We start from the raw sequence: 20,555 nt of genomic DNA on the forward strand, positions 1-20,555 counted from the left end.
CCGTATCAAGACGGTCATTCTTCTTACTGCTTAAAGAAATGACTACGGTTTGGAAATCTCAACTACTACGTTATTGAGCAGATACAATACAATATTATCATTATCTTTGAGAGATTGCACGCTCAAAGTATGATCACCTTGATGAATGTAAACATTCGGTGACAATTGAAAGCGATAGTTAGTGTCTGTCGTAGAAGTACGTTTCACTTGTAGTTCATTGGTAGAAGCACTATATGTCCAAAATGCTTTGGATACAGGTGAAAGCACATGAAAAACGGCTGTTCCATCTGCATCTTGGGTCAAAATGACATGATCGGCTGCAGTAAGCGAACTAAGCGTGGTAGACGTACTGCCATTCTTAACTACTTTCACCTTATTTGTATTCACAGATTCACTAGAACCCGAAGCAGTATTATAAGTTACTGTATTTCCACTGATGCTGCTAATCTCGGCCCATGTTTGTTTTACAACTTGGATAGACTGCGGCGTATTACCATCAAAAGATACATTGATAAGTGAACCTAATTTTAGATCAGCTGGTTTCAACGCTGCTCCATTATCACCTGTAATGGTTAGTTTGTCTACATAAATTTGGCTTGTAGCTCCATCTTTTTTCACCTCAGCACGGTAGGTAGACAAATTCAGGGATTGCAGTTCAAATTGCACTGCGGATTTCACATAAATCTTACTAATAACGTCCTGATTTGCGCCTAACATAGCTGTAATCTGATCGCCTGCTTTTACATCAGATAAGGAAGCACTGCCCTTTCCATATAACTCAACAGAAGGAGTTGTTTGGTAAGGCAAAGTGATACTTTCCCCATTCGTCTGAAGCAGTTTCACGTTCTTCGCGCTTGTACTTAGTTCCGTAACTGTTCCTTCATACTTGTAAACGATCGACAATGACAAAGCGCGTGTCCCAATTGTATTAAGGTTCACTTTACGGCCCTCTGTCAGATAAGGCTCAATACCAGTAAGCGTTGGAGACGTTGTATTGTACTCAAGTTTTGTTTTTTCATCCAGTGTAAACACCTGAGGTTTCTTGTTCGCATCAAGTACGGTAAGCAGTTTTGTTTTATTGTTGTATGAAACAACCGTAGCCAAATTCACTCGTTCCATCTGGCGATTGAGTACTTCAATTTTAGTAACCTCTTCATTACTATTCAGTGTGATTTCTACCACATCACCTGATTTTCCATCTGCCAGCAGATCGCTGATAATCGGCTGCTCAATTCCACTGATAACAATCTGAGGATTTGAAGCTAGAATCTTCACTTCTAGTGAGCCGCCATCTCTCATATAGGTAACCGTGGAATGATTCGCACCAAGCTCATACAGAGTACCTCGCACCGTACGTTCTACACCTGCTGTAATTTCAATCGATTGAGCGATACTATCTTTAATTGTATATTTCACTGCGGTTCCGATCTTCAACTCAGATAGAGCTACGATCTCATTTTGATATCTAATCACACTGATTCCATCTTGAATTTTGAGTACATCGGTTGTTCCAGAGTCGTTCACCACGGTAACTGTTTTTGATGTGGAATCCACAGATTGAACTTTACCCGTAGCTGTCTTATTCACCACACCAGATTTCACACGAACAGCAACTGGATTTTTTTGTGCAGTAAACGTTTCTCTCTGAATCTCTATAACGCTTCCCGCAGTTAAGTCTGCGGCTTTAACTACATTTTCATTTTGATCGTAGAATACCGTTTTATCTGTGAAAGTGTATTCTTGATACGTATCTCCAGCAAATAACCATAGTTTGTTACCAGACAGACGTTCAAAACTGCCTTCTACGGATTCCGTCTTCGGTGTATTATCTAAGCTCTCTACATAAGTTGCTGTTTGGTTTTTACCGGCTACCATGACTTCGCTGTATAATGCAATGTCAGCCGCATTAATCCTCAGCTCAGAAGCACTCGTAAAGAAAGGCGTATTTGCATCTCTTGTGTATGTTACATATGTACTGCCGGTGTACAAGGTTATTTTGCTGTCTGTCAGTTCGGTTATGTATCCCTTGTGTTGTCCTGCATAAGAATAATCTTTGTAGCCTCCGCCACGGCTAAAGAACGTCGCTAACTGAGCACGAGTTACATTACCCTGTGGATTGAATTTATTTCCTGATATTCCCTGGGCAATATTCAAATCAACCGCTACACTTACGTAGCCTTTCACACCATCCGATATTTTGTCATTATCCGCAAAATCGGTAGGCGCATTTCCTGCTGCCTTCGCTTGTGCTTCTTTATCGATGGCTCTAATTAATAACTTTGTAATCCATTCACGAGAAGCTTTTTTCTCTCCCCATGTCCCTTTATCAATCTTTGCATTAGCTTCTTCCTTCTCATTAACTAGACCAAGGTCAAATGCTAAGGAAACATAGGATTTAAAATAATTGCTTGTAGAAATACCTGTGGGAAGTTTTGCTTTATCAGCGGCAGGAAGCTCTGATTCTTTATTCACAAATCGAATGGCCATCGTAATCGCTTCTTGCTGAGTTACTGCATCACCCGGTCTAAACAATCCGTTGTTACCCAAAAGAATATTCTGTGATGCTAACTTGTAAATATGTTTTTCTGCCCAATACCCGCTTTTCACATCACTGAACATACCTGTTGCCGCTTTCGCCGTAACAGAAACGGGAGCTGTTTCAGCTCCCGCTACTCCTGCGTAGGCACTAAGCGCCATCAGGCTGGCGAGCATGGCAGATACCATTTTTTTAGAAGGAATGGAATTGATATTGCTAGGTTTGAAAGTCAAAGTAATTTCTCCTCTCTTATGTGCACATCAAATCTTTTGCCATGTCGGCAGCCGAACAAACGATTGTCCTGCTCCCTATTCTCTTGTCATGGGATGTTCAAGTTCCACATGTCCCATCAAACTTTCTTTCTGTTCACCATCGACGAGCAGTTCAAGGGAGGTAACCTCTTCAAACTGGAAGAAGGTTTGTTTAAGTGCATCAAGTGCAAATTGTTCTCCGCCTGAACCGAGATTAGCCGTTGCTGGAATTTTAAGGTCAAGGGTAATCTTTCCGCCATCTACTTCGAGTTTATTTATGGTAATCTCTTCGGACCAAAGAGGAATGAATTCCTCACGATCACTTTTCTGTAGTGCTTTGAAAGCCGACTCATATTTACTCCAGTCTGTTTTAAAGGTGATTTCCCCTTTTGTTTCTTTTAATTCCAACTGTTCGGGATCTGTGTAAAAGAGTGTGATTGTTTCTTGCTTAGTCTCTTCCGAAGGAGCTATTGCCCCGCCGTTCGCTTGTCCCTCCGCTGAACCTCCAGTAACAGGTGTACCCTCTGTATCCCCGTTTATTACATCATCATTCGGTTCTTCTGTATCAACGGGATCTTCTGCCGGTTGTAAATCATCTGCTGGGACATCTGAATCTCCTGCACCGCTGCCTTGCTGCCCGGATGGAGCTAACGGAGGTTTGTCGGCTCCACAAGCCGTTACTACCAAGAGCATTGCTGCAAGAAGAGTGATCATCCACCACTTTTTATTGTCCATAAGTCAAATCCCCCTTCACTTCTCTTATTTCACGTTTAAGTATTCCTTCATGCCTTTGACAACACCTTCAGCAACTCGGTTCTGGAATGTTTCATTAAAGAGAGCTGCTTCGTCATTCTTGTTAGATAGGAATCCAACCTCTAGCAAAATAGCAGGCATGGTTGTATCACGGATAACCGCAAAGTTTCCTGTTTTTACGCCGCGGTCTTTAAGTCCTGCCGCCTGTACCATATATTTGTGGACAGTGCTTGCAAGTGATTTACTGTTTGCACGATAGTAATAGGTTTCAGAACCCGTCGCAGCTGCCGGTCCGCTATTCGCATGAATAGATAGGAAAAGATCTGCTTTCGCTTTATTCGCTAGACTTACACGTTCAGATAGTTTAAGAAAATTATCATCATCCCGTGTCATAACAACGTTAATAGCCGGCTCTTTTTTCAATAGTTGTTCAATTTTGAGTGCAAGGGATAGATTAAAATCCTTTTCTCTCTTGCCAGTTACCCCAATAGCACCTGGATCTTGATTCCCATGACCTGCATCAATAACCACCGTTTTCTTCACAGTTGGAGTCGGCGTTGTCTCTCCTCCGCTTGTGTTAAACGTTACGGTAATGAGACCTGCTGAGGTTGTTGAGAGCTTGTACGTCATGGCTTTGCTCAGATCCACTACAACACGAACGGTTGATGGACTTTCACTAAAGAGGGCGTACCTTACTTTTTCCACACCTGGATAGCCATCCACAATAATCTGCCCTGCTGTACTTTGAGTCAGATCGAGCGCCTGCGTCCCTTCAAAAAGACTGCTGAATTTCGCATGAGGAATATCAACGACAATTCGATTTGGTGAAGTCATTGCGAAGGCAGAAGGTACAGCTCCTCCGCTGGTTGCGATCATAAGTTTACTGTCTGAAAAGCTGATCCCATTCACCTGAGTTAAATCGGATTCATTACCTGCAGCAGGGGGCTGAATGGTTTCACCGCCAGATCCGCTATTTTGAGATTCAAGATATACGGATTTGGTTTGGTTGTTCCAACTCACCTTCATTCCCATTGCCTCAGCAACGAAACGAATCGGAACAAGCGTCGTCCCTTGTTTAATGATTGGAGCAATATCGAGACTAATTTTAGAACCGTCAACGGTGGCAGTCTTTTGTCCTACTACCATTTTTATTACTTTTTTATCTTGAATTATAGTAACCGTCTTCGTCTTCTGTTCCCAACCGACGCTGTATCCTAGTTTTTCTGAGACGACACGAATAGGTATCATGACTTTGTTACTGATGAGCTCAGCACTTGCACCAGAAGATAAGCTTACCTGACTACCATCGAGATAAATCTTGATGTTGGCGGCTGCTTGTCCATATCCAGGAAATAACCATACAAAACAGAGCAACGCGACCAAAATTTTTAACTTTTTCATCCTTCACCCTTCCAATTCTGTATTATTTCGCTCTAGTAAACATTTGCTAATAAATTAGCTAAATTTACTAATAACTTAATAATAGACGAGAGAAAAGTGTGAAAGTTGCGAATTATTACCACTTTTTTTGAAATAATTAGAGGAATCATCCGGTCTTACTGTAACATTTTATCATATTTTTTAACATTTTCCGATAAAATATTGAAATTGTCCTTTGTTAGTTGCACATTCTATAGAGAATAATTAAAATCGATTCAATTCACGTAAAATAAAAAAAGATCTGAGGATCACATGGACCATCAAATCTTTTCTCAGTTTTGAAAAAATTAGCCGAACAAAATGGAAGAGTGCTTGTTTTCATACTCCGAAATGGCATCTGCATGCTGTAAAGTCAAACCGATATCATCAAGCCCTTGCAAAAGGAACTGTCTGCGGTGCTCATCTAGATCAAAATGAATCTCTAATCCGTAGGCATCCGTAATCGTTTTATTCTCTAAATCAATGTTTAACTGATAGCCATCATGCTGACTTGTACGCTGAAATAGATCTTCGACTTGTTCTTCAGATAATTTGATCGGAAGAATCCCATTTTTGAAACAGTTATTATAGAAGATATCGGCAAAAGAAGGGGCAATGACACAGCGAAATCCAAAGTCCATAATAGCCCACGGCGCATGTTCACGAGAAGAACCACACCCAAAGTTAGCTCGGGAAAGGAGTACTGAAGCTCCCTTATATTCCGGCTGGTTCAATGAAAATGAAGTGATCTCATTGCCTTCTTGGTCAAATCTCCATTCGTAAAATAGAAATTGTCCAAATCCTGTACGCTCAATTCGTTTCAAAAACTGTTTTGGGATAATCGCATCTGTATCCACGTTTACCCGATCAACGGGTGCTACAATACCTGTTAATTTTGTAAAAGCCTCCATGTTAATAGCTCCTCTCCGCGTTAGTTCGCAACTTCTGATTTCAGTTTCCAATCCCTAACATCTACAAAACGTCCTTTAATTGCAGCTGCTGCTGCCATTGCTGGCGATACCAAATGAGTCCGTCCGCCTCGGCCTTGACGACCTTCAAAGTTACGGTTAGATGTGGAAGCACACCGTTGTCCGGGTTGAAGCACATCTGGATTCATAGCAAGACACATACTGCATCCCGCTTCACGCCATTCAAAACCAGCCTCTATAAATACTTTATCCAGCCCTTCTTCTTCTGCCTGGATTTTCACTCGGCCTGAACCTGGTACAACAATTGCGGTAACACGATCAGATACTTTGTATCCTTTCGCGATATCGGCTGCTGCCCGAAGGTCTTCAATACGGCCATTTGTACAGGATCCAATAAATACGTAATCAATCTCAATATCAGCCATCGGAGTTCCTGGGATAAGTCCCATATATTCAATTGCTTTTTCAGCAGCTTTACGTTCGTTTTCCGTCGGAAGTTCAGCTGGAACTGGAACACGAGAGGAAATATCTGTTCCCATACCAGGGCTTGTTCCCCAGGTTACTTGTGGAATAAGGGACTCTACATCAAACTCCAGAACCGTATCAAATTCTGCTCCTTCGTCCGTTGTAAGTTCATCCCATCTAAGTTTAGCAGCTTCAAAATCCGTGTCTTTCGGTACATACTGACGACCTTTAAGATAATTATAAGTCGTTTCATCTGGAGCGATCATTCCTGCTCTTGCTCCGCCTTCAATCGACATATTACATACGGTCATACGCTCTTCCATGCTGAGAGAGCGAATGGCTTCTCCTGTATACTCGATAACATACCCTGTAGCAAAATCGGTACCGTATTTAGCGATAACACCCAAAATCATATCTTTAGCCGTTACACCTGGTTTACGCTGGCCGACAAAGCGAACTTCCATTGTCTTTGCTTTTGCTTGCTGTAAACATTGGGTAGCTAGTACGTGTTCTACTTCACTCGTTCCAATACCAAAGGCAAGTGCACCAAAGGCACCATGTGTGGAAGTGTGACTATCACCACATACAATTGTTTTTCCAGGATGAGTTAAACCGAGTTCAGGGCCCATTACGTGAACGACCCCTTGATCGAGGGTATCCAGGTCATAGAGCTTAACGCCAAATTCACGACAGTTTGCAGAGAGGGTATCAATCTGCTGTTTTGAGATCGGATCCGTAATATTATAACGATCTTTCGTCGGTACATTATGGTCCATCGTAGCAAAAGTAAGCTCAGGGCGGCGAACCTTGCGTCCGCTGAGACGCAGACCCTCAAATGCTTGCGGAGAGGTAACTTCATGTACGAGGTGCAAATCAATATAGAGAATGCTTGGCTTTCCTTCTTCTTGCGTAATCACATGATTATCCCAAATCTTTTCGAACATCGTCTTTTTGCTCATTATATTCACCTCAGCTAAATTTTCGTTCTCTATTTAGAAGGACATCGCATGTCGCATCTATTAATGAACTCAATATAGCATGAGAGATATATATTGTTCCAAGATATAAAAACTATAGAACTGATAGGATTACCCTATAGACTATTTCGTGGTGCCATGTACAAATTCCATAGGTTAAGTGATAAGTGCATCTTATATAACTTTGCACCATCACTTAACCTTGATCTTCAAATATTTTTTCTTCCTTCACCGCTAGCGAACAGCTGTAAAATCAACATTTGATAATTCATCGGTTTTCGGGTTAAATCGGACGGTAACCTCAACAGTCAATTCCTTATTATCTTTTTTTATTAATAGACGAAATTTTTCCTCCGCTATAGATTCTGATATAACGGTTCTTCCTATGTGAGCGTAATCCTTCACAGGAGCACCGTATTTGGTCTCGGCTTTCTTTACAGCAATGACGCCCCACTTTGCATATGCAGGTTCAGCATAGGCAGAAGGCATTTGATATGGAAACCCTATGCTTGAGAAACATAGAATGAGCAGGAGTGAACCTGCAGCAAGCTTTCGCTTTATTTTACTGGTAACTGAACTTTTCAAGGTTAGCATCTCCTTTTTTATTCTCTTCTATAGAGATTTCATGTCCCTCTCATTATTCAACAATGGCTGGCACGCTATGCACTTATTGTTTATTTCAATAAATTAGCTATATCATTAGAGGAAAAACCTATATAATGAATACAGAACATTTCTGGAATATGTATTCTTTTATAAACATGAGGTGAACCATTATGGAACTGAGACAACTACAATACGCACTGCAAATCGCAGCAGAAAAAAACTTTTCAAGGGCTGCTGAAAAACTTCACATTGCTCAGCCCTCCCTAAGTCAACAGTTGTCTAAGCTTGAGAAAGAACTAGGGGTTTTACTTTTCCAGCGCAACACTAGTTCTGTAGAGTTAACTCATGCAGGTGCTTCTTTTGTATCCAAAGCAAGTGACATCCTTGATGCTGTTGAACTTCTTAAGCAAGAGATGTCGGATATCTCTCAGCTTCGTAAAGGAAAAGTCATTGTTGGGAGTATGCCGATTACAGGCTCCCATCTGTTGCCGCATGTTCTTCCTACCTTTCGTGAAAATTATCCTGATATCGAAATCACCTTGCTGGAGGACTCTTCTATGAATCTTGAAAAGTTAACAGCCAGCGGCAAAAGTGACCTCAGCTTGTTATCCCTTCCTCTTCAAGAGCCTTCCCTCTCTTACATTGAGATTGGGGAAGAACGGATTGATCTAGCCGTACCCAAAGATCATCCTCTCGCACTCCGTGATCCCGCTTCTTCGTCTCAAGTGAGATTAGAAGAACTTGCTGAGGAATCTTTTGTGGTACTAAAAAAAGGCCAAGGTTTTCGCAAACTGACCTTTGACTTGTGCCAAGCAGCGGGATTCGAACCTAAGGTGGTCTTCGAGAGCAATAACATGGAAACCGTACAATCCCTTGTGGCTACTGGCATGGGAATCACTCTTGTTCCGAGATTTATCGCAAGGGCGCCGAGCAGTGAATTTGTTCCTGTATACCTGCCAATTGAAGATACTCCAAGTCGTACACTGGTGATTGCTTACCGTAAAGGCCGCTATCTATCTGGAGCTGCGGAAGCTTTTATAGAGACCTTTCGAACTACGATTAAGGAAATGTCTACCGAATGGGAAAAATGAACACAAAAGCAGCCCGGATGATCCGGGCTGCTTTCGCTGTCTTTTTACAGTAATGATTCACTACAAAAAGGACCAAATATACTTTGTACGCTTACGCTTTTACTGTTTTACATGTTTGTTAGGTTCATGCATTGGAATCCAGCCTGCTTGACTTACCTGTCGCCAGTCTCGGTCAATCTCTGGGGGGAGATAAATCTCCGTCTCTGCTTTCTAGAAAAGGTCTTTCTCTGTCATCCCTCACATACTTGTGAACTTGTCGCCTGAGTTTCTCTTCCAAATGGTTAGCCTTACGGTCATCCATGGTGATCATCTCCTTTTGGTGACGGGATATTACTTATTAACCTTCTACCCAGGGTATGAAACAATTTAATTCAGCTTTTTCAAGAAAAATAAAGGTTTGGTCTGCGATCTTCAAACACCGGAATTCTTCCACGCACCTCATCTACCAGCGCCGGATCAATCGTACCCGTAAGAATTTCCTCTTGATCTCCACCTTCAATTACAACTTCCCCCCACGGATCAATGATCAAAGAGTGTCCAAAAAAATCGGTATCTTTACTAACGCCAACCCGGTTGCACGATACCACATACATCTGATTCTCAATCGCTCTAGCCATAAGTAAGGTACGCCAGTGATGCAACCGTGGATGCGGCCATTCTGCCGGCACAAATAATACCTTTGCCCCAGCTAAGGCAAGCGTCCTTCCAAGTTCAGGAAAACGGATGTCATAACAAATCGAAGCTCCGGCAGTCCAGTTACCATCAAAACTGAAAGTAATCGGCTCTTCCCCGGATGCAAGGTACTTCTCTTCATCCATGAGCCTAAATAAATGCATTTTTGCATAACGTGCCACTTCTTTTCCTTCTTTATTAAATACGTACATACTGTTATAAATTTTTTCATCTACGATTTCTGATATAGAACCTGCCACAATATTCACTTTATAGCGTGCAGCATATTCTTGCAGCCACTCTCGTTCCTTCTTCCCATGTGGGTCCGCCAGTTCATGAACCTCTGTCAGTGCATATCCTGTATTCCACATCTCAGGCATTACAATGATATCCGTATTCGGATTCTTCTCCATCGCCTGCTGTATAAGCTCTTGCATGTGTTTACGGTTAACATCTGGCTTTCCAATCTGAATATCACTCTGAAGCAGTACCATCTGAAGGAATGAATTTTTCGCTTCTTCCGGCACATTACTAATCTCACGATTTAGGTTTGTCATCATCTATTCTCCTTTTACACTTTAACGAGATTCATATAAAATAAGTTCTTCCTATCATAGACGTTTTCTTCCAAATCAGACAAGTCATCTATACGAACTCCATCTATACAGCTAGGAAAAATCATGATAGATTTATAATACTTTTTACTATGATGAAACCGGAGTGATGAAATGAACTCTTCTCATGCTCGGCCTGCAAAGTCCAGATTTACGATCGAACCTGCTGAGATTATGAATCATCTGCCTACTCAGTTTTTTGCTGCGCTAGTTCAGAATGTAAACCGTGAGATCATGGCAGGACATGATGTCATTAATCTGGGACAAGGAAATCCGGATACACCTACTCCAAAGCATATCGTATCTTCCTTGCAAGAAGCAGCGGACAATCCGCTTTATCATAAATATTCACCTTTTAGCGGCTTTCCCTTTCTAAAGGAAGCGATTGCCCACCGGTATAAAGAGGACTATGGTGTTCAGCTCGATCCTGAAACGGAAGTAGCCATTTTATTTGGAGGAAAAACAGGGCTTGTTGAACTTCCCCAAGTTCTACTTAATCCCGGAGATGTGTGTCTCGTTCCTGACCCAGGTTATCCTGATTACTGGTCCGGAGTTGCTCTTGCCAAGGCTGAAATGTCATTTATGCCGCTGCTTGCGTCCAATGACTTCTTACCTGATTACAGTGCGATTTCAGAGCAAGATGCCAATAAAGCAAAACTAATGTTTCTCAATTATCCGAATAACCCGACAGCTGCTATTGCTCCAAGCTCTTTCTATGAAGATACGGTAGAATTTGCGGCTAAGAATGGAATTGTGGTGGCAAGTGACTTTGCCTATGGCGCTATTGGTTTTGACGGGCATCGTCCTATCAGTTTTTTAGAAACACCAGGAGCCAAAGAAGTAGGCGTTGAATTCTACACTTTATCCAAAACCTATAATATGGCAGGATGGAGAGTTGGTTTTGCTCTTGGAAATGCCGAGATTATCAAACTTATTAATCAACTACAGGACCATATGTATGTAAGCTTATTCGGGGGCATTCAGGCAGCGGCACAGACGGCACTGACTTCTTCTCAGAACTGTGTAACTGAGCTTGTGGCCCGCTATGAATCACGGCGAAATGCCCTGTTTAGTGAACTCGGAAACATAGGATACAACGCAAACAAACCAGGCGGTTCCTTCTTTAGCTGGCTTCCTGTGCCCAAAGGCTATACTTCAGCTTCGTTCGCTGACCTTCTGCTTCGAGAGGCAAAAGTAGCGGTAGCACCGGGCATTGGTTTTGGACAACATGGGGAAGGTTACGTGCGTATAGGACTGCTGAGTGATGAAGAAAGACTGAGGGAAGCAGCTAGACGAATTGGTAAGCTCGGGTTGTTTTAGGAATACTGCAAAATCTGCGTTTATTTCTCTTTGCAACGACCTATCTTCCATGGTATCCTATCTGTAATTTAAAATCGTAAACGTGTTGACGGGACCAGTAAGAAAGCTCCTTCGTGTTTAGAGAGTAAATTCCAAAGGCTGGAAGAATTTACCACGGACATTTCTGAAACCTACCCCTGAGCGGCCTAACTATGAAAATAGGACGTTTCCCTTAACGTTATAAGGTCTACGAGTTGGATGATCTAGATCATCAACAAAGGTGGTACCGCGGAAGATTTAACTTTCGTCCTTTGCATTATAAGGACGAAAGTTTTTTTGTTTTTCTATAGTAATCAAAATTGATAAGGTTAGAAAGGAAGTGAACTACAGGCGTGTCTTCTCGCATTGTTATTAAAATTGGCAGTAGTTCTTTAACCACGGATACAGGATCATTACATAAAGAAGCCGTATCATTCTTCGCAGCAGAGATTGCTGCACTCCACGCCGAAGGCCATGAAGTGCTTCTTGTCACTTCTGGAGCCGTCGCTGCCGGATTCGGTCACATTGGCTATACATCTCGGCCCAAGCTGCTACATGAAAAACAAGCGGCTGCGGCTGTTGGGCAGGCTCTTCTTATGCAAGCTTATCAACAAGCATTTGCTGGTCATGAAATCAAGACAGCACAAATCCTGCTTACAAGAACCGATTTCCTAAACCGCAAACGGATGGGAAATGCCATCATGACGATTGATGAGCTGTTAAAACAGCGAGTAATCCCAATCATCAACGAAAATGATACCGTATCTGTGGATGAGCTGAAATTCGGGGATAATGATATGCTGTCAGCGCTTGTCGCTGGATTTATTAAAGCAAGTAAACTCCTTATTTTAACCGATACCGATGGTTTATATTCTGCTGACCCTCGGAAACAGGCGGATGCAGTCAAATATGATCGAATTGATGAAATTACAGATGAAATCTATGCAATAGCAGGCGGAAGCGGTTCTGCCGTCGGTACTGGCGGTATGCGTTCCAAAGTTGATGCAGCCAAGGTTGCTACTAGAGGCGGAGTACCCGTCTTTGTGGGACGTGTTCTCGAACAGGGGGACATGAAAGCAGCTTTTTATGATAGAGGAAAAGGCACTTATTTTGATACACGCCTAAATTCTCTCCCTCGAAAAAAACAATGGCTTGGATTTATGTCATCCCCCCTCGGCTCTGTACAGGTCGATCTTGGAGCAGAAAAAGCACTGCTTCACGACGGTCACAGCCTGCTCCCTGTAGGGGTACAAGAAGTTCAAGGTCATTTCCAAGCTGGTGATGTCATTGAAGTTATTAATATGACAGGGGATATCATCGGACGCGGTATCGTAAATTACGATGAGGAACAACTGCGTATGATTAGAGGACTTTCAAGTCAGGAAGTTCTTAAAAAACTTGAAGGAAACATGAGCCGTTTGGAAGTAGTTCATCGTGATGAATGGATTACACTGAAATAACGGATGAATGTTCCATAGAACTTTTTCTGGCTTACAATTAACTAACAACACCTTAAATTAACTAAAGGAGTGATTTTCAATGAGCGAAGTACAAACGAAAGCATTAAAGGCAAAAGAAACGACCGCACTACTAGCAAGTCTATCCTCTGACGTTAAGAACGCTGCCCTTCTTGTCATGGCAGATGCACTGATTCAGGAACAGTCTTCTATAATTGAAGCCAACAAGCTCGATCTTGCACGTGGTGAGGAAAATGGTACTCCTGCTGCCATGCTTGATCGCCTCAGCTTGAATGAAGAACGGATTCACAGTATTTCAGAAGGGCTTCGGCAGATTGCTGAGCTGAGTGACCCTATCGGAGATATTCTCGAAGTCATTCATCGTCCTAACGGTCTTCGCATTGAAAAGGAACGTGTTCCGCTTGGACTGATTGGAATCATTTACGAAGCTAGACCCAATGTTACGGTGGATGCAATTGGACTAAGCCTCAAGACAGGAAACGCTGTGGTGCTGCGGGGCGGCTCCTCTGCTCTTTCATCAAACCAAAAGATTGTAGAAGTATTAAAACAGGCGCTGAAATCTACTCCGGTCCCATCTGAAGCGATTCAGCTGATTGAAGACTCAAATCGTGCATCAGTAAATGAAATGTTAAAATGCAAAGGTCTGCTTGATGTCATTATTCCTCGAGGCGGCGCCTCTCTCATTCAAAATGTGGTTGAAAATGCAACGGTTCCTGTTATTGAAACGGGTGCTGGAATCTGCCATACCTATATTGCTGCTGACGCTGATGAGCAAATGGCTACTGATATTGCTCTTAATGCAAAAGTGCAACGTCCATCGGTATGCAACTCAATGGAGACACTTTTAATTCATAAGGATTATGGAAATGAGAAAATTGTAAAACTGGCAGAAGCATTTCAGAATTCTTCTGTTGAGCTTCGCGGTTGTCCTGCCTTTGTTAAGCTTGTTCCGTGGGCAGTACCCGCTACTTCGGCTGATTACAGTACGGAATATAACGATTATGTCCTAAATGTGCGGATTGTTGCTGATCTAAGGGAAGCGCTGGATCATATCGCGCAGTATAGTACGATGCACTCCGAGTGTATTGTTACTGAGGATGAGGCTACTGCGGCGAAATTCATGCAAGATGTAGACGCAGCAGCCGTCTATCACAATGCATCAACACGTTTTACGGATGGGTTCGAATTCGGTTATGGTGCAGAAATCGGAATTAGCACTCAAAAACTGCATGCACGCGGACCTATGGGTCTTCCTGCACTAACCTCAACAAAATATCGTATTTACGGAACTGGACAAATCAGACAATAAAATTACAGAGGGTCAGGAGGAATTAGATCTATGAGCGGAATTCGTACACTCATTCAGAAAAAAGTAGCTTTTTACGGAGCTGGGTCTATGGCAGAAGCCATTGCAAGAGGGCTCATATCAAGGGGTGTGCTCTCTCCTTCCTCCATCACCATGATGAACCGCAGCAATCAAGAACGACTTCAGGAACTTGAAAATAAATATGGCGTCATTACGGCACGTGAAACGGCTGCCAAAGAAGATGTACTGCAAACGACGGATGTCATTGTCCTTTCAATGAAACCCAAAGATGCAGCAGAAGCTCTCCGTTATCTAGGACCGCTTCTATCTCCAGGGCAACTCGTGGTGTCGGTTATAGCCGGAATGACTATAGAAACAATGCAGACGCTGCTCGGCAAAAAACATCCCGTTGTCCGCACGATGCCAAATACGTCCAGTACGATTGGTCTTGGTGCAACCGGAATCGCTTTTTCAAAAGAAGTTAGTGACGAAGATCAGCAGTTAGTCCGTACTTTATTTGAAGCGGTAGGCATTGTCACGATCGTCGATGAATCTACAATAGAAACCTTAACGGGAATCTCAGGAAGCGGGCCTGCCTACATCTATTACATGATGGAAGCCATGATCGAAGCTGGTGTAAGGGGCGGACTCACTTCTGAACAAGCTCGTGATTTAACGGTTCAGACCGTACTTGGTGCAGCTCGAATGGTACAGCAAACGGGTGAAAGTCCGCAAGATTTACGCAAAAAGGTAACTTCCCCTAATGGATCAACGGAGGCGGCTATCGGTGTGTTAGCTAATGGCCATTTCAAAGAGACTGTTCATGCTGCGGTGGATCGCTGTGCAGAGCGTTCCCGGGAAATGGGCAATGCCTTGAAGGAGGAAATCAATTGAGTTATTGTACAGCAACGTACCGGATTTACGATGATAAAGCGAATTTTCACAAAAAGGCAGAGTCCATTGCCGTTGGTATGACAGTGGGAAGCTGGACAGAATTACCGGAAGCAAAAAGAGACGCAATGAAGCAACATTTAGGACAAGTGCTTGAAGTTAAGCTCCATGAACCTGAAAATGCGCAGCCTGGAGAACGCTACGGAGAGGTTACCATCGCTTATCCCGATATAAACTTTAGCAAGGACATTCCGGCACTGCTCGTTACCGTATTTGGAAAAATATCAATGGACGGCAAAATTAAGCTCATGCAGCTCGGTTTCTCCGATGCTTTTGCCTCTCATTTCCCTGGTCCAAAGTTTGGTATACAAGGCGTACGGGATCTTCTAGGTGTACCGAATCGGCCGCTTTTGATGAGTATTTTTAAATCTGTTATCGGTCTCAATGCTACAGAACTGCGCGAACAATTCTTACGCCAAGCACTTGGCGGTGTCGATTTAATTAAAGATGATGAAATCCTTTTTGAGAATGAACTGACTCCCATTGAAAAACGAGTGGAAGTATGTATTCGGGCCGCAGAAGAAGCAAGCAAAGAAACCGGTAAAAAGTTGCTTTATGCGGCCAATCTGACCGGTCCGACTTCCCGTCTGCATGAGCAAGCTCGAAAAGCGATTGACGCAGGCGCTAACGCTCTTCTCTTTAACGTATTATCTTACGGGTATGACGTCCTGCACGAACTCAGTAAAGATCCAGAGATTACCGTACCGATCATGGCCCACCCAGCCCTTGCGGGTGCCTACTATCCTTCACCTTATCATGGTATCTCTGCATCTGTCCTGCTGGGGCAGCTCATGCGTCTTGCGGGAGCAGATCTTGTCCTCTTCCCTTCACCTTACGGTTCAGTAACGATGCCGCGTGAAGAAAATATGGGAATTAAAGAACAGCTGTTAACTTCAGCGCTGTCCATCAAACAAAGTATGCCTGTACCGTCAGCGGGAATCCATCCTGGGCTTGTTCCGCTGATCTTACAAGATTTTGGTACAGATGTTATTGTAAATGCAGGCGGTGGAATTCACGGTCATCCCATGGGTACTGAAGCCGGAGGACGTGCATTTGTTCAAGCCATTGAAGCAGCACAGCAAGGAATTTCGCTTTCAGAATATGCTTCTGCTCATCCGGAACTTGCAAGTGCCCTGCAGCTTTGGGGAGGAGAAAAATAAGTGAGTAAAAAAACAGTTATATTCTGCGATTTTGACGGAACAATTACGCTATCCGATAACATCGTAGCGATCATGAAGCACTTTCAGCCTGCCGGTTATGAGCCGATAATGAAAGATATAGTCGATCAGAAAATTTCTTTACAGCAAGGGGTAAGTGCAATGTTCGCCCTGATTCCTTCAGAGAAAAAGAATGAAGTGATCGATTTTGTTCTTGGACAAGCGGGAATTAGGGATGGCTTTGCTGAGTTCCTTAGCTATGTACGTAACGAAGGTATCGAGTTTTATGTAACGAGTGGCGGAATGGATTTTTTTATTGATCCCCTGCTTGCTCCGTATGGGATTGCAAACGATCATGTTTATTGTAACCGTGCAGATTTTACGGGAGATCATATTCGAATCCTGTGGCCGCATCCTTGTAAAGCCCCATGTACGAATGATTGTGGAATGTGTAAAGCAACCATTATGCGTAATTTCGATCCTGATTCTTATGAACGTATACTCATCGGTGACAGTCTCACCGACTTCCAAGGTGCTAAAATTGCTGACCTAGTGTATTCTCGTTCGATCTTAACGAAGAAATGCGAAGAACTGCAGGTTCCTCACGTACCGTTTACTACTTTCTTCGATATTTTAGAAAACTTACAATCGAAACGCGCTCAGGAGGTAGTAAAATGACTTTTTCAGATATCACCACAGAAGAAAAAAACCGTGTTCTCTCCGAATTAGCCGATGTAAAAGATGACTTTGCAAAAAGAGGCTGGTTCCCCGGCACCAGCGGTAATCTTTCCATGCGTATTGGAAATTTTGATGCAGAAGAGTTCCATTTTGCAGTTACCGCCAGTGGTAAAGATAAAGCAGCCCGCACACCCGAAGATTTCCTCTTTGTAGATAAGGATGGGAAAGCTTGCGAAACAACGAGCTTAAAACCGAGTGCGGAAACATTAATCCACTGCGAAATTTATCGCTTAACTGGATGCGGGGCAGTCTTTCATGTACATACCGTGTTCAATAACCTGATCAGTGAATATTATGGGGATCAAGGTCATGTACCTATCCAAGGGATTGAACTGATTAAAGCTTTTAACATTTGGGAAGAGAATGCTGCTATTGAGGTACCTGTTCTTCCTAACTATGCGCATATTCCTTCCATTGCCGAGCTGGTGCCTGGTGTGCTTCAAGAGAAAGTTCCTGGGATTCTGCTTCGCAATCACGGCATTTATGTATGGGGAAAGAATGCGTTTGAAGCAAGAAAGCATCTAGAGGCGTTTGAATTTTTATTTGAAGTGATGTACCGCGGACTTTTACTTAAAAAATAAAACATAGAAAAACCGTAGAAACGCCTACTTCGGCAAATCTACGGTTTTTAATATTTCTCTCAAGAACAGTATGAATCTATAACTCTCTGTCTTGATAAGGAGATAGATCCATATCACGCTCAAGCTCTCTGAGCAGACGCTCCCCTTCATCCTCTTTCCGTGGTGGAGAGAATAGCAGCTTGATACCGCCCCCGATGAAGATCAATGATATGACGATCGTGTTCATATGAGACTCCAAGACGTAGAAATAATGAACGGGTTTAAAATAGTTTTCCAGCTCTGGAACTACCAGTCTCAGCAAAATATAATAAACACCAAGGAATAATAGTGCTGCACCGATCCACCGCTGATAACGCGTCCACGCTTCAACTACCGGTTTATCATATAAGGGTTCTCTGCCGTACTTGCTTGCCTGCTGAAGTCCGTCAAAGAAACTATAGAACCAGATAACGGGGATTAGAAAAAGAAAGAGGGACAAATTCAGCAAGTCCAAAATATAAATACTCCCTAGGAACAGCATCATAAGCTGAAGTCCTCTTTTTTGTAGCCCCAGATACATCTGGCCTGCCCCAGGGATAATCGCAAGTAACGTAGCAATCACTTTACTCCGCTTTCCATGACTACGGCCATGTTCCATCTGTTCAAACAGTGTTTTATCCTCTAAAATTTCCCCCGCTTGCTTGCGATGTACATGCTGAACCGCATCAAACATACAGTACAGCCACATCACCGGCAGTAGAAGCAGGAAAAGAAGTATGACCTCTTCGCCCGAAATGACCGCTACGAACAGCAGCATAATAGCGAGTCCGAAGAATCCAATTAGAAAAGATAGTCCGCGTTGCAACAGTCCCATATGCAAGTGTCCAAGTCCTGGCACGAACGATAAGAGAATCGTAAAGAATCGTTCCTTTTCTTTCCCTATTCCCTGATTTGGATACACATACCCTTCATGCGGCGGAAAACCAAAAGGAGGTTCCATGCCAGGTTTTTGATCGTGCTGCATGCCGTAAAAGGACTCATGAGGGTCTACGTTTGGATCTACTGCGGGTCCCATTTGCCCGTACGTCTCCGCATTTGGAGCATAGTTAGGATAACCCGGCGGATAGGAAGAATGTTCGGGTGCACGAAGCAGTTTAATAACTAGACTAAACATACTGACCATCCATAGAAAGGCAGCCCCTAGTAACAAAACTAGAGCAAACTCCATTTCATTTCCGAGAGCAGCTAAAAAAGCCAATCCTACGATTCCAAAAAATAGCAATCCATAGATAAAACCCTTTACCCGGCTCTTATAGTAATAATGTCCGAGTCCCGGCACAAAGTTAAGCAAAAAGGCAAGCAGCTTACTTCTGTCTTGCTCCATATTCATCTCATTGTCTTCCTTTCTTAGATCAAATGTAAATCTATTCATTATGGTTTAGGCTTTAACGTATCTAACCAGCCTGTGGCCTTTTTCACCATAATCTCACTATAAGGTTCTGCTGTTTGGGTCTCGCTCTTGTATACATTGCTGGGAGCTAGCCGATCAAATACACCTGTAGAAATAAAAAGGACTGTTATTGAAGCAGCTACCGTATAGTGAATCATTTTATGACTAAGAAGATGCTGCCACGAAAGTTTGCCTAATTGCTTCTTCTTTCCTTCTCTTCTCACCGTTGAATCAACTTGTTTCATGATCCGCTTGGTAAATTCCGTTTGACTATGGATTTCCGGGAAAGTAAACGTCTCGTTGTTGTTTTGATGAGCCAAACCTTCGTTTTGATTCAATAACTGAAGAGACATCAGATAGGAGGCAAGCGCTTCTTCATCCGTAAGGAGCTGCTCATCTATCTCTTCTCTCTCCGCTTGGGTTAGTGTCCCTTTGATATAAGCCGTAAAGCGGTCCTCATTTCGGTTATTCACGCCATTCTTCCTCCTTCCAATGTTGCCTTATCCATATTCTTGCTCGGTATAATCTCGATTCTACGGTTTTCACAGCAATACTGCATTCCTTCGCTATCTGCTCATAATTGTTTTCCTTTAGGTAATAAAGAATGATAATATCACGATACTTGGGAGGAAGCATTCTGATTTTTTTCAGCAATTCTTGTTTTTTTTCTTTCTTAAGCAATTGATACACCGTATCCGCCTGCCGGTCAGGTATATGTATTACATCGTTCTCATGTCCCGCTTCGGTTATGACTCTTCGGTTTGCTTTCCTTTTCATATCAATCGCTTTATTCAGTGCAATTCGTGTAATCCAAGTCTTAAACCCTTCCGATCGGTACTGGGGGAGAGATCTAAAGATTTGAACGAAAGCTTCCTGCGCAGCATCCTCCGCATCCTGAACATGATGAAGAACAGAATACGTTACTTGAAAAATATGTTTACTGTATTGATTAATAAGTTCACGGTATTTCGCATGATCTCCTTGCACAATATCTTTAATCAATCTTGCTTCATCAATGGTCTCTCTCCTCCTTCCCCATATAAATAGACGTGTGAACGAAGCGCACCCCTGCAGTTTCCATATAAAATATTTATTTTTTTTGAATTCGATCCATCTTTCCTTCTTATTATCGCGAATAGAACAAAAAAAGGCACCCCTTATAAAGGAGTGCCCAGACTGTAGACAAACTAGCTTAAACTAGTTTGCCTACAGTCTTTTTTATTTTACAATAGAAGTAACTACTTTATTTGAGGTGACAATCATG

Annotated in this window: 18 protein-coding genes and 1 other annotated feature; of the genes, 8 read left to right on the forward strand and 10 right to left on the reverse strand. The window is 42.7% G+C overall.

What is annotated here, in order from left to right:
* Nucleotides 1-42: 42 nt before the first annotated feature.
* The 6 genes from GQY27_RS02865 to GQY27_RS02890 all read right to left on the reverse strand — a co-directional run bounded on the left by GQY27_RS02865 (nt 43) and on the right by GQY27_RS02890 (nt 7,915).
* Nucleotides 43-2,769 (reverse strand): S-layer homology domain-containing protein, encoded by a 2,727-nt coding sequence (locus tag GQY27_RS02865; RefSeq protein ID WP_160031982.1) that lies wholly within the window; start codon nt 2,767-2,769, stop codon nt 43-45.
* A gap of 75 nt (nt 2,770-2,844) precedes the next feature.
* The gene (locus tag GQY27_RS02870; protein WP_160031983.1) at nt 2,845-3,522 is read right to left on the reverse strand and encodes a GerMN domain-containing protein; all 678 of its coding nucleotides are present in this window, start codon (nt 3,520-3,522) and stop codon (nt 2,845-2,847) included.
* A 24-nt stretch (nt 3,523-3,546) separates the two neighbouring features.
* Nucleotides 3,547-4,941 (reverse strand): N-acetylmuramoyl-L-alanine amidase family protein, encoded by a 1,395-nt coding sequence (locus tag GQY27_RS02875; RefSeq protein ID WP_160031984.1) that lies wholly within the window; start codon nt 4,939-4,941, stop codon nt 3,547-3,549.
* A gap of 326 nt (nt 4,942-5,267) precedes the next feature.
* Nucleotides 5,268-5,870, reverse strand: a complete 603-nt coding sequence (gene leuD / locus GQY27_RS02880) for a 3-isopropylmalate dehydratase small subunit (RefSeq protein ID WP_160031985.1) — start codon at nt 5,868-5,870, stop codon at nt 5,268-5,270.
* A gap of 20 nt (nt 5,871-5,890) precedes the next feature.
* Nucleotides 5,891-7,312 (reverse strand): 3-isopropylmalate dehydratase large subunit, encoded by a 1,422-nt coding sequence (gene leuC, locus GQY27_RS02885; protein WP_160031986.1) that lies wholly within the window; start codon nt 7,310-7,312, stop codon nt 5,891-5,893.
* Nucleotides 7,313-7,564: 252 nt separating this feature from the next.
* Nucleotides 7,565-7,915 (reverse strand): DUF3889 domain-containing protein, encoded by a 351-nt coding sequence (locus GQY27_RS02890; RefSeq protein WP_160031987.1) that lies wholly within the window; start codon nt 7,913-7,915, stop codon nt 7,565-7,567.
* A 191-nt stretch (nt 7,916-8,106) separates the two neighbouring features.
* Between GQY27_RS02890 and GQY27_RS02895 the strand changes: the two genes are divergently transcribed.
* Nucleotides 8,107-9,027 (forward strand): LysR family transcriptional regulator, encoded by a 921-nt coding sequence (locus tag GQY27_RS02895; RefSeq protein WP_160031988.1) that lies wholly within the window; start codon nt 8,107-8,109, stop codon nt 9,025-9,027.
* Nucleotides 9,028-9,407: 380 nt separating this feature from the next.
* Here GQY27_RS02895 and GQY27_RS02900 read toward each other — a convergent pair whose 3' ends face one another.
* Nucleotides 9,408-10,193, reverse strand: coding sequence for a carbon-nitrogen family hydrolase (locus GQY27_RS02900; RefSeq protein ID WP_160032056.1), 786 nt, complete (start codon nt 10,191-10,193; stop codon nt 9,408-9,410).
* Nucleotides 10,194-10,427: 234 nt separating this feature from the next.
* Between GQY27_RS02900 and GQY27_RS02905 the strand changes: the two genes are divergently transcribed.
* The 7 genes from GQY27_RS02905 (at nt 10,428) to GQY27_RS02935 (ending at nt 17,862) form a co-directional block, all read left to right on the forward strand.
* Entirely contained in the window at nt 10,428-11,633 is a 1,206-nt protein-coding gene (locus GQY27_RS02905) for a pyridoxal phosphate-dependent aminotransferase (protein WP_160031989.1), read from the forward strand.
* 76 nt (nt 11,634-11,709) lie between these two features.
* Nucleotides 11,710-11,927 (forward strand) — a binding site (T-box leader).
* 77 nt (nt 11,928-12,004) lie between these two features.
* Nucleotides 12,005-13,111: a glutamate 5-kinase gene (proB, locus tag GQY27_RS02910; RefSeq protein ID WP_160031990.1), complete on the forward strand. Its 1,107-nt coding sequence runs from the start codon at nt 12,005-12,007 to the stop codon at nt 13,109-13,111.
* 79 nt (nt 13,112-13,190) lie between these two features.
* Entirely contained in the window at nt 13,191-14,438 is a 1,248-nt protein-coding gene (locus GQY27_RS02915) for a glutamate-5-semialdehyde dehydrogenase (RefSeq protein WP_160031991.1), read from the forward strand.
* A gap of 30 nt (nt 14,439-14,468) precedes the next feature.
* On the forward strand, nt 14,469-15,329 hold the full coding sequence (proC, locus tag GQY27_RS02920; protein WP_160031992.1) for a pyrroline-5-carboxylate reductase: 861 nt from the start codon (nt 14,469-14,471) through the stop codon (nt 15,327-15,329).
* Complete coding sequence (locus GQY27_RS02925; RefSeq protein WP_160031993.1) at nt 15,326-16,546, forward strand: 2,3-diketo-5-methylthiopentyl-1-phosphate enolase; 1,221 nt, start codon at nt 15,326-15,328, stop codon at nt 16,544-16,546. Before proC ends, GQY27_RS02925 begins: the two co-directional genes overlap by 4 nt.
* Nucleotides 16,547-17,221 (forward strand): 2-hydroxy-3-keto-5-methylthiopentenyl-1-phosphate phosphatase, encoded by a 675-nt coding sequence (locus GQY27_RS02930; protein ID WP_160031994.1) that lies wholly within the window; start codon nt 16,547-16,549, stop codon nt 17,219-17,221.
* Nucleotides 17,218-17,862, forward strand: coding sequence for a methylthioribulose 1-phosphate dehydratase (locus tag GQY27_RS02935; RefSeq protein WP_160031995.1), 645 nt, complete (start codon nt 17,218-17,220; stop codon nt 17,860-17,862). The genes GQY27_RS02930 and GQY27_RS02935 overlap by 4 nt, the downstream gene beginning before the upstream one ends.
* A gap of 76 nt (nt 17,863-17,938) precedes the next feature.
* Here GQY27_RS02935 and GQY27_RS02940 read toward each other — a convergent pair whose 3' ends face one another.
* From GQY27_RS02940 to GQY27_RS02950, 3 genes are read right to left on the reverse strand one after another with little or no spacing between them, the layout of a single operon-like run.
* Nucleotides 17,939-19,231: a multi-tm2 domain protein gene (locus tag GQY27_RS02940; protein ID WP_236570444.1), complete on the reverse strand. Its 1,293-nt coding sequence runs from the start codon at nt 19,229-19,231 to the stop codon at nt 17,939-17,941.
* A gap of 41 nt (nt 19,232-19,272) precedes the next feature.
* On the reverse strand, nt 19,273-19,764 hold the full coding sequence (locus GQY27_RS02945; RefSeq protein ID WP_160031996.1) for an anti-sigma factor: 492 nt from the start codon (nt 19,762-19,764) through the stop codon (nt 19,273-19,275).
* Entirely contained in the window at nt 19,757-20,293 is a 537-nt protein-coding gene (locus GQY27_RS02950) for an RNA polymerase sigma factor (protein ID WP_236570445.1), read from the reverse strand. The genes GQY27_RS02945 and GQY27_RS02950 overlap by 8 nt, the downstream gene beginning before the upstream one ends.
* Nucleotides 20,294-20,555 lie beyond the last annotated feature (262 nt).

This window comes from Paenibacillus sp. An7 (assembly GCF_009870785.1).
Lineage (GTDB): Bacteria > Bacillota > Bacilli > Paenibacillales > Paenibacillaceae > Paenibacillus.